Here is a 12,574-nt window from a genome sequence, read left to right as displayed (position 1 = left end):
GAAAACCCGGACAGCAGGCCGAATTGTATGGGGTGGGAGGTTGGAACGTTTATGGCGACGGCAGGTAAACATCATGTGATTATAAAAGGAGTCAAAGACGGCCTGAACTTTCTTCTCGACGATTCATGCGAGCTTGCGACTGTCCTGGAAGAACTGCGGCACAAGGTGGAGAGCACTCACGACCGCATTCTGACCGGACCTATCGTGCGTGTTCAAGTCAGACTCGGTAAGCGCAGCGTCAGTGACGAGGAGAAGGAAGAAATCCGCGCCATCATCGGACAGAAGGGCAACCTGCTCATTCAGTCCATTGAATCCGATGAACCGGAACCGCTTGTCGGAACGGCTGCTCCCATTACCATGCTTAAAGGCATGGTCCGGTCGGGACAGACACTGAGCCATGAAGGCAATCTGCTGTACATGGGGGATGTTAATCCCGGAGGCACTATACTGTGCACCGGCAGCATCTACATCATGGGTTCCTTGCGGGGAATGGCACATGCGGGTGTGGACGGGGACGAGGCTGCGATCGTTGCGGCATCCCATATGCGTCCGACTCAATTGCGCATTGCCGGCATAATCAGCCGGCCTCCGGATGAATGGGGATTCCAGGAGGCTTTTATGGAATACGCCTATATCAAAGACGGGCGTATGGAAATTGATAAATTGAACGGACTGCACCGTATGGTGCTTGCTTAATAGCCGGATGGTCTTTTGCAAGCCGGCAGCACGCAATTATCGTAACGCTGAGGAGTGAATACCATGGGAGAGGCAATCGTTATCACTTCCGGAAAAGGCGGCGTCGGCAAAACGACCACGTCGGCCAATGTGGGGACAGCACTCGCTCTGCAGGGCAAGAAAGTATGTATGGTCGATACCGACATCGGACTGCGCAACCTGGATGTGGTTATGGGGCTGGAGAACCGGATCATTTATGACCTGGTTGACGTTGTGGAAGGGCGCTGCAGGCTTCCTCAAGCGCTGATCAAGGACAAGAGGTTCGAAGAACTGTATCTGCTTCCGGCCGCACAAACCAAAGACAAGCATGCCGTTTCCCCGGAGAGCGTAAAGGATATCGTGCTGGAATTGAAAAAAGATTTCGATTTCGTCATCATCGACTGCCCTGCCGGAATCGAGCAGGGCTTCCGTAATGCGGTGGCCGGAGCCGACAAAGCGATTGTCGTCACGACCCCCGAGAATGCGGCCGTCCGGGATGCGGATCGGATTATCGGCCTGCTGGAGAACGAGAAAATCCATGCTCCGAAACTGATTATTAACCGTATTCGCCAGAACATGGTTAAAAAAGGCGAAATGCTTGATATCGACGAGATCTGCTCCGTACTGGCCATCGACCTTCTTGGAATCGTGCCGGATGACGAGCATGTCATTAAGGCGGCAAATTCCGGCGAACCGACCGTGATGAATCCGACTTCACGGGCAGCTATCGCATACCGCAATGTCGCACGACGCATACTTGGTGAATCGGTCCCGCTTATGCCGCTTGACGAAAAGCCGGGTATGCTGGCTAAATTGAAAAAGTTTTTTAAATTAGGATGAGTGCGATATGCTTGCCAAATTAAAAAAATTAGATTTGACCATCATTTTTTTGCTGATGGTATTTATGGCCATTAGTTCTCTTCTTGTTTACAGCGCGGATATTGACGATCCCACAATTTCGGTGAGCTGGAGCAAGTTGATCATTAGCTATTTGATTGCTTTGATCGCCTTGATGGGAGCTAGTTTTCTGGATTATCGGTTTCTTGTCCGATTTGCTGTTTATCCGTATGCGATTAGTGTCATCCTTCTTGTAGTCGTTTTGAAATTCAATCAGAAAATCAACGGAGCAAGCGGTTGGTTTCAACTGCCGGGCGGATTCTCGTTTCAGCCTGCGGAGTTAATTAAAGTTGCTCTGATTATTGCTTTGGCGGCGTGGCTTCATAAACGAAGGGGAGAAGATCTCAGACTTTTGCAGGATATGGTTCCTCTGGGGCTTATCACGCTTCTTCCTTTCGGTTTGGTTTTTATCCAGCCTGACTTAGGAAACGCCATTATTCTTATCGGAATCCTGATTGGTATGGTCTGGATCGGGAATATCAAGTATTCCCACGCATTATTTGCTTTAATTGTGTTCGGCGGAGGGCTGTTTGCTTTTTTCTACTTTTATTCGATGTACCCCAAAGAAATCAGTGGGTATCTGGTTGAACACTTTCATTTTAAAGACCATTGGTTCCAAAGGATCAATACATTTTTGGACCCTATGCAAGCAAGCCGGGATGAACGTTACCAGATGGAAAACTCGCTTCGCGCTATCGGTTCGGGCGGGCTGACGGGTGAAGGTTACTTGAACGGAAGCTCCATCCACTCCAACTTTATCCCTTACGCTTATTCGGATTCGATTTTTGTAGTGGTGGGCGAGGAATTCGGCTTCCGGGGAGCTGCCGTTCTCCTGATGCTTTACTTTTTCCTCATCTATAGGATGATTCTGATCGCCATTCAAAGCAGAAATCGAAGCGGCTCTTATCTGGTAGTCGGTGTTGTAGCCATGTATGTGTTCCAGATATTTGAGAATATTGGTATGTTGATAGGTTTGATGCCTTTGACCGGTATCACGCTTCCGTTTATCAGTTACGGAGGAAGTTCCTTGTTAATCAACATGCTCTGTATCGGAATGGTGCTGAGCGTTAAAATCCACGATATTGCCATAGAAGACGATAAATAAACAGGCCTGTGAGGCCTGTTTATTTGTATGCTCATATTTCGTACAAGCCGCTCATATGCTGTAGTAAACAAGCCCCGCCTCATAGGAGGTAAAGTCATGGAGAACAAGCATAACGTGCGCCAGCGCAGACTGGAAAAAATCAGGAAGCTGCAGGAAAGCCCCTCGGGTAAAACTCCTCGGCACCGGCAGTCAAGCGAACTTTTGCCCTTTGGGAATCCGTCTTCGGAGGTGGAACCGGCGCCTGACATTCTGCCTTTATCCCGCCGGGATCAAGAGTTTGACGACAGATGGAACGACCCCGAATATGTATGGAAGCAAAAAATGCAGCGCGAGCTTCAGCTTCCCGCCGCTTACTATGCCCGGAGATCCGGCGCTACGGATCCGGGAGATGGAGACGGAGGCGGATATCACCCTCGTATTCCTTACCGTATCCGGTTTCTGCGGCAGCTGGTCGCCAGCGCCATGCTGTTCGGTCTTATCTGGGGCATGTTTCAGCTTCAGCATCCCTTGATCGAACGAGGGAAAGGGATTGTCACGACGGCCCTCCGTGAGCCGCTCGATTTTCAGCAGCTGGCGGCCTGGTATCAGAAAACGTTTGCCGGGGCGCCTTCCTTTATTCCGGCTTTTCATTCGGACGAAGAAAATCCGGCTGTAAAAGCGGATGCCCAGAAACGCTCCTATTTTGTCCCCTTGAAAGGAAAAATCCACGAGACCTACACGGCTGACAAGCCCTTCGTAAGCGTGGCGGCCGAGCCTCATACCCCCGTGTACGCACTTGATGCGGGACAAGTCACCTTTGCGGGTCCCAAAGACGAGACAGGTTACACGATCATCATCCGCCATCCGGGTGGCCTGCAGTCCGAGTACGGGCAGATCGAGCAGTCCCGCGTCGAGGTCAACGACTGGATCAAAGGAGGCGAAGCGATCGGTCAAGTGTCCAGAGACAGCAAGAGCGACAAAGGGCTTCTCTATTTTGCCGTCCAAAAGGAAAGCCGCTACGTGGATCCGGCGGGTGTGATCCCGTTTGAATAACATGCTGCAGGTACGTTTCCGCTTTCATCCCCTTTTTACAATGGTGATGCTGCTTTCACTGGCGACCGGACATTTTTTGGAATCGGCCACGTTGTTTGGCATTGTTTTTCTCCATGAGCTCGGTCATTTCGGAGCCGCGGCCGCTTTCGGCTGGAGGGTGCGGGAGGTTCGCCTGCTGCCGTTCGGAGGCGTACTTGTCGTCGACGAGCTGGCATCCGTTCCTCTGCGGGAAGAAATGATCGTTGCGCTCGCGGGACCGCTCCAGCATCTCTGGCTGATCGCCCTCGGCTTCCTCTGCCGCTTCCTCGAAGCGGGAGACCCGGAATGGTGGTCCTATTTTATCGAAATCAATGCGGTTATCGCCTTGTTTAATCTGCTGCCCATTTTGCCGCTTGACGGGGGAAAACTGCTGCAGGGGCTGCTCAGCATGGGCTTGCCTTACCAGCGCACCTTGGTGTGCACAGTCTGGGTGTCTATCGTACTCGGGTTGATGATGACCGTCATCGCCATTTGGCCGGGAGGGACGGGACAGATTCACATGAACGTCCTTATCGTCGGCTTGTTTCTTCTCTATCAAAATTGGGTGAGCCGCAGGCACCTGCCTTTTTATTTTCTCCGGTTTTTGATGAACCGCGAAGCGAATACGGAGCGCCTCATGCAGAAGGGAACGCAAGCAAGGCCCATTGCGGTCGCAAGGCAGCGGAAGGTCGGAGAAGTGGTGAAGCTTTTTATGCGTGAAAAATATCATCCCGTCTACGTGATGGGCAGCCGGGGAACGATCGAAGGCATCCTCCCGGAGCAGCAGGTGGTCGATACTTATTTGACGCACAAAAACCGTTCGTGTACGGTTTCCGAGCTGCTTCCTTGAAGGGGAAAACGGATCAGCCTGCCGTTTCCTAACTTTTTCACCCTGATGTGCGGGGTTTCGGTGTCCGGCTCGCTTTCCCGCTTTTATTCAGTAAAGTGCGAAACTTCGCTCCTTCATGTACAATAATGGTGGGGTGAACGCCATGAAACAACTGATCGTAAGCTGCGAGGCGGCTTCGCTTCAGGCGGCTCTGCTCGAAGATCGCAAGCTCGTGGAACACGAGGCTCAGCATCCTAGCGAGACGCAGCGTGCCGGAAGCATTTACATCGGCCGTGTCGTAAACGTACTGCCTGGCATGCAGGCGGCATTTGTAGATATCGGATTGGATAAGAACGCTTTTTTATACATAGATGACGTGCTGCCTGTCAACATGCAGAAGCAGCCTAAGACGAAACCGCCTATCGGGGATCTTCTTCAGCCGGGCCAGCGGGTGCTTGTTCAGGTTGTCAAAGAACCGGAAGGGTCCAAAGGGGCGCGTGTTACGACCCATTATTCCATTCCGGGCCGTTGGCTGGTGTACATGCCCGGAGCGGGGTACACGGCCGTCTCCCGCAAAATCGAAGCGGAAGAAGAGAAAGTCCGCCTGAAGCAGGTGGCGGACAACCTACGCTGCGGAGAAGAGGGACTCATCCTCCGCACGGTGTCCGAGGGGCGCAGCGAAGAGGAGCTGCGCCGCGACCTGCTCGATCTCCGCGAGCTATGGACGGTGATCGAGCAGAGGGCGGAGGCCGGTGCGGCGCCGGCCTGCATCTACCAGGATCTCGAGCTGCTCCCGCGCCTTGCGCGGGATGTGATCACGGAGGACGTGCTCGAGATCTGGGTGGACGACGAAGCCGTACACGCGGAGCTGCAGGGGCTGCTGCGGCAGCGCAGCCCGGAGCTTGCGGCGCGCGTCCGCCTGGACGGCGGCGATACACCGCTCTTCGAGCGGTTCGGCATCGCCGAAGAGCTTTCCCGCTCGCAGCGCCGCAAAATGTGGCTGCCGAGCGGAGGCTATCTCGTCATCGACCCGACGGAGGCGCTGACGGTCATTGATGTGAACACGGGAAGGTTCACAGGGACTTCGTCCCTGGAGCAGACCGTGTTCCGCACGAACATGGAAGCGGCCGCCGAGATTCCACGGCTGCTGAGGCTGCGCAATTTGCGCGGCATCATCATTGTCGATTTCATCGACATGGAGCAGTCCGCGCACCGCGACCGCGTGCTGGAGTGCATGGCGGAGGCGGTCAAGAAGGACCGCTCCAAAACGATACTCCTCGGCTGGACGAAGCTCGGCCTGCTGGAAATAACGCGCAAACGCAAGTAGGAATCCGCAGCATGAATCCTCTGGCGTGTCTGGCGCCATACCCGCTGCCGGAGCCTGAATTTTGCACGGTGTACAAGAACTGTGTACAACCAAGCAATAGCATCAAACGTTAAGCCATTAGCATGACATCGGCTGCTATCCGGCTCTCTTAAACCGGATTGATTCGGTAATCGGCACGGCATGCGGCACAGGCACGGATAAAAACCGGACAGCGGGAAACTTTCGCCGTCCGGTTTGTTTTACGTGCGGTCCAAGCTTTCGGCATCGAGCACGGTATTTCAAGACTTTGCCGATCAGGGACATAATCGGTCAGAAAAATAAGAGGAGAGCATCGCCGTCCGGAACTGTTGAATAAAACGTTGCAAAGGACGAACCCTTTTGCTATACTACTATGAGTGCGTTGCTTTAGGCATGCGCTGTAACCGCACGGATCGGGTTTGTGAAGCACGGGCAGAGGCTCTGCCGCTGAACGTCACCTGGATATTGGCGAGTCTGAGACATGAGGAGGTGCAACGAAATGTACGCAATTATTGAAACAGGCGGCAAGCAATACAAAGTACAACAAGGCGATGTTCTTTACATCGAGAAGTTGGAAGCCGGCGCAGGCGATGTGGTCACTTTTGACCGTGTTCTGGTTGTTTCTGGCGACAACGGTCTTCAAGTAGGAGCTCCAGTCGTAGAAGGTGCTAAAGTTTCTGGCAAAGTCGAGAAACAAGGCAAAGGACGCAAAATCATCGTTTACAAGTACAAGGCGAAAAAGAACTACCGTCGTAAGCAAGGTCATCGTCAACCGTACACGAAAGTCGTAATCGAGAAAATCGAAGCTTAAGAGGCCATCAGATGATCCACGTTACGGTTTCCAGACGGTCTGAACAAGACCCGACGATAGAAGCGTACCAGGTCGAAGGCCATGCGGAATTCGACGTTCCCGGCAAAGACCTTGTCTGCGCCGCGGTATCGGCCATTACGGTCGGGACGGTCAATTCGATCGAAGCGCTAACCGGAGTTGTACCGGGTACAGAGATGGAGAAAGGCTGGCTTGACGTTATCCTTCCTCTTGATTCGGAACCGGCACAGATGGCTCAGGTTCAGCTGATCATCGAGTCTATGATCGTGATGCTTCATACTATTGCAAGTTCCTACAGTGACTATATAGCAATTCATACAGCCTATAATGAAGGAGGTTGACACCATGTTGAAATTGGATCTTCAGCTGTTCGCATCCAAGAAGGGTGTAGGTTCCACAAAGAACGGTCGTGACAGCATTGCAAAGCGCCTTGGCGTTAAGCGTGCAGACGGTCAAACCGTTACCGCAGGCAGCATTCTCGTGCGTCAGCGCGGAACGAAAATTCACCCGGGCAACAATGTGGGCATCGGTTCCGATGACACTCTGTTTGCTAAAGTGGAAGGCGTTGTTAAGTTCGAGCGTTGGGGTCGTGAGCGCAAGAAAGTTAGCGTCTACCCGGTAGAAACCGCTCCAGTAGCGGCTACTGTAGAAGCATAAGTTAAAAATTCATGCATGTACAGCCCTGGCGACGTTATGTTTGCTGGGGCTTTCTTGCTTTTTAGAGGCATCCGACCGGAGCCAGCGGCCATTTATGCGCGGATGCGTTTTGGGACCGGAAATGGTATAATGTGCTAATGGGAAGTCGGAAACGGAGCGTATGCGTACATGGGGAACAGGTTGTGGATACCGGCAGCCTTGCTGGGTCTGCTCGGTTTGATAATGCTGGCTGCCGCGCCTTTGACGGTAGGGCTTCGTCTGGCCGCGGGGATCGTAACTGCCGCATGTTTTGCAGCGGTTCTGTACATTCGGCACCGGATGAAGCTTAAGGAAGCGGAAGAAGAGCGTGCACGGATTCAGCGGCTCGCTCAACAGGAGATGCTTCTGACGATCAATCATCTTCGTCACGATTGGATGAACGATATCCAGGTGCTTCTTGGATATATTCAATTGAAGAAATACGATCATCTTCACGGGGTGGTTGCCGGTGTGATGGGAAAGCTCCAGCATGAGAGCTTTATGGCCAAGCTGGGCGATCCGGGTCTGATCGTGTTTTTGCTCACCGCGAAAGCGGAAGGCAGGCACATGAAGCTGGAGGTCGAGCTTGACCAGGAGGTCAACATCCGCAAGCTGGCGCTGGACGGCGACGCCGTCTGCAAGTTGATTCCCGAGCTTATCGAAGGTTTCAAACAAGCGTCAGCGGGAGAAAATGAAGAAGGCGGCATGCTCAGTATGCAGCTCGTTCCCGAAGAAGGTTCGCTGCTGCTCGATTTTGTATATCAGGGACCGTATAACCGGGGCCTACTGGAAGAGGCTTTGTCGCTCGCATTGGAGTCGGGGACAGGCCGTACCTTGGCTGCGGTTGTGGAACAGAATGACTATCAGGAACAGGAGGCGGCCCTCGCCCTGCGGCTGCCTTACCGGACATCAGTTGAGGTGTGATGCACATGTTTGTAGATAAAGCGAAGATTTATGTAAAAGGCGGCGACGGAGGCGACGGTCTTGTCGCGTTCCGCCGCGAGAAATATGTACCCGAAGGCGGCCCTGGCGGCGGTGACGGAGGTGATGGCGGCGATGTGATCTTCCGCGTAGACGAAGGACTCCGGACGCTGGTCGATTTCCGTTACCAGAAGCACTTCAAAGCCAAGCGCGGCGAGAAAGGCCGCAACAAATGCCAGCACGGAGCCAACGCCGACGATATGGTCGTTCGCGTTCCGCCCGGCACGCTGGTCATTGACGACGACACCGGCGAGATTGTTGCCGACCTGACGCGTCATCAGCAGGAAGTGGTCGTTGCGAAGGGCGGACGCGGCGGACGCGGCAATATGCGCTTCGCCACGGCGAAGAATACCGCTCCGGAAATCGCGGAGAACGGTGAGGAAGGCCAGGAACGCTGGGTCGTACTCGAGCTGAAAGTGATGGCCGACGTGGGCCTCGTCGGATTCCCGAGCGTGGGCAAGTCGACGCTGCTATCCGTCGTGTCGGCGGCGACTCCGAAGATCGGCGCCTACCACTTTACGACGATTACGCCGAACCTGGGCGTCGTCGATCTCGGCGAAGGCCGAAGCTTCGTCATGGCCGACCTGCCGGGCCTCATTGAAGGCGCCAGCCAAGGCATCGGTCTCGGTCACGAGTTTCTGCGTCACGTCGAGCGGACGCGCATCATCGTGCACGTGGTCGATATGGCAGGCACCGAGGGCCGCGACCCGTATGAGGACTGGAAGAAGATCAATGAGGAAATCAAGCTCTACAACGCCAAGCTGGAAGAACGTCCTCAGGTGATAGTCGCGAACAAGATGGACATTCCGGAGGCCGAAGAAAACTTGGCCGCTTTCCGCAAACAGATGGAGGAAGACGGCAAGTCCATTGAAATCTTCCCCATCTCGGCCGTCACCAAGGGAGGCATTCAACCGCTCTTGTATCGCGTGGCCGATATGCTGGACGCGATTCCCGATGCTCCGCTTCTTGAAGAAGTGCAGGAAGTCGAGGAGCGCAAAGTGTACCGGATGGAGAAAAAGAACGAATATGACAACGATTTCGTTATTCGCCGCGAGAACGATGTTTTCGTTGTAGAGAGCCCGAGCATCGAGAAGCTGATGAAACGGACCAACTTTACCACGGAAGAAGGCGTGCTTCGCTTTGCCCGGATTCTGCGGAATATGGGTATCGACAAGGCGCTCCGCGAACGGGGCGCAGTCGACGGACAGACGATCCGTCTGAACGATTACGAATTCGAATTCGTAGAAAAATCTTAATGGAAAACCCCCATGCCTGCCGGCAAGGGGGTTTTTGGCGTGTTGTTTAAAGCAGAACCGGCGGTCGGACAACGATAATTCTCCATGCCGGACAAAGACTTATTTATAAACGCTTCTTAATCTTTTCAAAGCGTTTTTGGCGTTCGGATAGCGGAATGGCAGGTCGAAGCGGCTTGTCTGCTTCATCACGCTTTTACGGTGAGTGAACGCATCGAAGCTCGCTTTGCCGTGATACCCGCCCATCCCGCTGTTCCCGACGCCTCCGAAAGGGAGATACGGGGTTGCGATATGGAGGATCGTATCGTTGATGCAGCCTCCGCCGAACGAAATCGAGTGGATGATCCTCTGCTGGATTTCTTCGCTTTCGGAGAAAGCATACAGGGCGAGCGGCTTCGGGCGGGCGTTTACTTCCCGGATCACGTCCTCCAGATTGCGGTAGGTGAGGACCGGAAGAAGCGGACCGAAAATTTCCTCCTGCATAACCGGGTCCTCCCAGCCGACTTCACTAATAAAAGCGGGCTCGATCTTAAGAGACCGCTCGTCCGTTCTTCCGCCGTATACCAGCTGTCCGGCTTCCATCAGGCTCTTAAGCCGGTTGTAATGGCGGTCATTGATGATGTTCGGGTACGGGCTGCCGTCCGCGAGCGGATCGCCGTAGAAGGCGTCGACCGTTTCCTTCATCCGCTTCAACAGCTCGTCCTTGACGCTTTCGTGAACGTATAAGTAATCCGGAGCGATGCAGGTTTGTCCCGCATTCAGCGTTTTGCCCCACACGATGCGCTTGGCCGCGTGCTTGATGTTGGCGTCTGCATGTACGATGCAGGGGCTTTTGCCGCCCAGCTCCAGCGTGACGGGAGTCAGATGTTTGGCGGCCGCTTCCATGACGATCCGTCCGACCCCGACGCTCCCCGTGAAAAAAATCGTATCGAATTTCTCCGCGAGCAGGGCATTGCTCGTTTCGACGCCGCCTTCGATAACGGCCACATACGCTTCGTCGAAGGTCTGACCGAGAAGCCGGGCGAGCAGGGCGGAAGTATGCGACGCAAGCTCGGAGGGCTTCAGGACCGCGCAGTTTCCTGCGGACATGGCTCCGATCAGGGGCGATATTGCCAACTGGAACGGATAGTTCCACGGCGAGATGAGAAGCGCAATGCCGTAAGGCTCCGCGTAAATGCGGCTTTGCGATCCGATATGCGTAAGAGGCGTTTTAACCCGCCGCGGCTTGCTCCAGCGCTTGAGATATTTAAGCACATGGTTGATTTCTTCAAGCAGAATGCCGATTTCCGTAGCGAACGCTTCAAAGTCGGATTTTCCAAGATCAAGCCTCAGCGCTTCCATAATCGCTTCCTCATGTTCCCGGATCATGGCTTTTAACCGGCGGAGCTGTTCCGTGCGGTAGTTCAGCGGTTTGGTCGCACCTGTCGCGAAAAAGTTTCTCTGCTTGTCGAGAAGCGCGTGTATCCGATTCAAGGGGCTTCGTCCTTTCCGGGTCTGCTGACTTAGGTTTTTTCGGGATCTTGGAGCGCAGTCCAGCTCACTTCGGGAATACCGGAAGAGCCTGGAACAGCCGTTCCGATCCATGTATGGGTAGTATCTCCGTTAGACAAATAATGCTCAAGCGCATAGCGGAAAATAAACGGAAGCTCCCGGTTCAGGATCTCGGTGCGGGGAATCCAGTGCAGATCGCCCTCGGAGGTCCGGATTCGGGGAGAAACATCCGTGTGTCCGACATAAATAAACTGCTGCCGGATATCTTGATCTTTTAACCTTATTAGAATGTACTGCAAACGGAGTCCCGGAATTTCGTCCTCGCGTATTCCGGTTTCTTCCTCGATTTCACGCAGGCAGGCTGCCCGGGGGCGGGCCATTTCAAAGCTTTCCAGATGGCCGCCTACGGCTGCCCACATACCGGGCGAGAGCGTCCTTTTCATGGATCGTTTCATCATAAGCAGTTCGCCTCGGGCGTTGAACAATAGAGCCGCGGATATTAATCGCAACGTGATCAAAACGGGTCGCCTCCTTGCTGATTTTCAGCTTATCATAGGGGAAGAAGGACAAGCAAACCCCTGCCCGGAAAGCAATTTAACGCCTACCGTATTTGAGAAGCGCTTGTTTTTCAAACGGAAGACAGAAAAAAACCGATAAAAAGAAAGACGCCTGAAATTTTACGGTTTGGACAAGGGTTAGAGCGGCCGGACTTGATAAAATCAGCGGTCACGGATCGGGTCGGATCGAAGCGCACTGCGAAGATTCCTGTTCTTTTTTCCCGCAAAAGGCAGAGTAAACAGCAGGGCAAAAAGGAAGGATGCCATTTTCCTATTGCCGAAATTTGTAGAGTTGAAGTATAATGTCCTCTATATAAGAACAAACGTCTTTCTGGAAAGGACGGACTTTCTGTGATGGAACCTAAACAGGCCGCCGGTTGGAGCGAGTCCGGCTTTTATCTCGTAAACGAGCAGATTTTGCCCGAAGGCATTCTGAAAACGGTGCAGGCCAAAGAACTGCTGGCCCGGGGAGAAGTAAAAACGATCCACGAGGCGGTTGAGCAGGTAGGGCTGAGCCGGAGCGCATTTTATAAGTACAAAGACGGCGTATTTCCCCTGAACAAGCTGGATAAAGAGCGCATTGTCACCATCTCCATGAATTTGGAGCACCGCTCGGGCATTTTGTCCCGGGTGCTGGCGCTTATTGCCGGACAGGAAGGAAATGTGCTGACGATCAATCAAAGTATTCCGCTCCAGGGAATGGCGAACGTGGTCATTTCCGTGGAAACGTCTCTGATGGGCGATAAAGCGAAAGAGCTGGTTCAATTGCTGGAATCGCAAGACGGGGTCAAAAAAGCCGCCGTGATCGGACAGGGAAGCTCGATTTAATGCAAAGCGAGGCCCTGGGA

At 53.7% G+C, this 12,574-nt stretch carries 14 protein-coding genes and 1 other annotated feature; of the genes, 12 read left to right on the top strand and 2 right to left on the bottom strand.

What is annotated here, in order from left to right; genetic code table 11:
- Positions 1-27 precede the first annotated feature (27 nt).
- The 11 genes from PCH01S_RS14670 to obgE all read left to right on the top strand — a co-directional run bounded on the left by PCH01S_RS14670 (position 28) and on the right by obgE (position 9,681).
- A complete protein-coding gene (locus PCH01S_RS14670) occupies positions 28-696 on the top strand; it encodes a septum site-determining protein MinC (protein ID WP_241688727.1) in 669 nt (222 codons plus the stop codon).
- Between the two features lie 63 nt (positions 697-759).
- A complete protein-coding gene (gene minD / locus PCH01S_RS14665) occupies positions 760-1,554 on the top strand; it encodes a septum site-determining protein MinD (protein WP_009672982.1) in 795 nt (264 codons plus the stop codon).
- A gap of 7 nt (positions 1,555-1,561) precedes the next feature.
- Complete coding sequence (locus PCH01S_RS14660; protein WP_042230456.1) at positions 1,562-2,716, top strand: FtsW/RodA/SpoVE family cell cycle protein; 1,155 nt, start codon at positions 1,562-1,564, stop codon at positions 2,714-2,716.
- Between the two features lie 96 nt (positions 2,717-2,812).
- Positions 2,813-3,748, top strand: a complete 936-nt coding sequence (locus PCH01S_RS14655; protein WP_042230453.1) for a M23 family metallopeptidase — start codon at positions 2,813-2,815, stop codon at positions 3,746-3,748.
- Between the two features lies 1 nt (position 3,749).
- Positions 3,750-4,616, top strand: a complete 867-nt coding sequence (locus PCH01S_RS14650) for a M50 family metallopeptidase (protein ID WP_042230695.1) — start codon at positions 3,750-3,752, stop codon at positions 4,614-4,616.
- 142 nt (positions 4,617-4,758) lie between these two features.
- Positions 4,759-5,922 (top strand): Rne/Rng family ribonuclease, encoded by a 1,164-nt coding sequence (locus PCH01S_RS14645; protein WP_042230452.1) that lies wholly within the window; start codon positions 4,759-4,761, stop codon positions 5,920-5,922.
- 410 nt (positions 5,923-6,332) lie between these two features.
- Positions 6,333-6,426, top strand: a sequence feature (ribosomal protein L21 leader region).
- Positions 6,427-6,439: 13 nt separating this feature from the next.
- Positions 6,440-6,751: a 50S ribosomal protein L21 gene (rplU, locus tag PCH01S_RS14640; RefSeq protein WP_009675460.1), complete on the top strand. Its 312-nt coding sequence runs from the start codon at positions 6,440-6,442 to the stop codon at positions 6,749-6,751.
- Between the two features lie 11 nt (positions 6,752-6,762).
- Positions 6,763-7,110 (top strand): ribosomal-processing cysteine protease Prp, encoded by a 348-nt coding sequence (locus PCH01S_RS14635; protein ID WP_009675459.1) that lies wholly within the window; start codon positions 6,763-6,765, stop codon positions 7,108-7,110.
- Between the two features lie 4 nt (positions 7,111-7,114).
- Entirely contained in the window at positions 7,115-7,426 is a 312-nt protein-coding gene (rpmA, locus tag PCH01S_RS14630; RefSeq protein WP_009675465.1) for a 50S ribosomal protein L27, read from the top strand.
- Between the two features lie 168 nt (positions 7,427-7,594).
- A complete protein-coding gene (locus tag PCH01S_RS29330) occupies positions 7,595-8,368 on the top strand; it encodes a Spo0B domain-containing protein (RefSeq protein WP_053228717.1) in 774 nt (257 codons plus the stop codon).
- 5 nt (positions 8,369-8,373) lie between these two features.
- Positions 8,374-9,681 (top strand): GTPase ObgE, encoded by a 1,308-nt coding sequence (gene obgE, locus PCH01S_RS14620; RefSeq protein ID WP_042230451.1) that lies wholly within the window; start codon positions 8,374-8,376, stop codon positions 9,679-9,681.
- A 99-nt stretch (positions 9,682-9,780) separates the two neighbouring features.
- Here the strand turns inward: obgE and PCH01S_RS14615 are convergent, their stop codons facing one another.
- Positions 9,781-11,151, bottom strand: coding sequence for an aldehyde dehydrogenase (locus PCH01S_RS14615; protein WP_042230450.1), 1,371 nt, complete (start codon positions 11,149-11,151; stop codon positions 9,781-9,783).
- Between the two features lie 29 nt (positions 11,152-11,180).
- The gene (locus tag PCH01S_RS14610) at positions 11,181-11,687 is read right to left on the bottom strand and encodes an NUDIX domain-containing protein (protein ID WP_042230447.1); all 507 of its coding nucleotides are present in this window, start codon (positions 11,685-11,687) and stop codon (positions 11,181-11,183) included.
- 393 nt (positions 11,688-12,080) lie between these two features.
- Here PCH01S_RS14610 and PCH01S_RS14605 point away from each other — a divergent pair, with 393 nt between their 5' ends.
- Entirely contained in the window at positions 12,081-12,554 is a 474-nt protein-coding gene (locus PCH01S_RS14605; RefSeq protein ID WP_009675461.1) for an ACT domain-containing protein, read from the top strand.
- Positions 12,555-12,574 lie beyond the last annotated feature (20 nt).

This window comes from Paenibacillus chitinolyticus NBRC 15660 (assembly GCF_000739915.1).
Classification (GTDB): Bacteria; Bacillota; Bacilli; order Paenibacillales; family NBRC-103111; genus Paenibacillus_F; species Paenibacillus_F chitinolyticus.
This window is presented reverse-complemented; position numbering and strand designations above follow the sequence as displayed.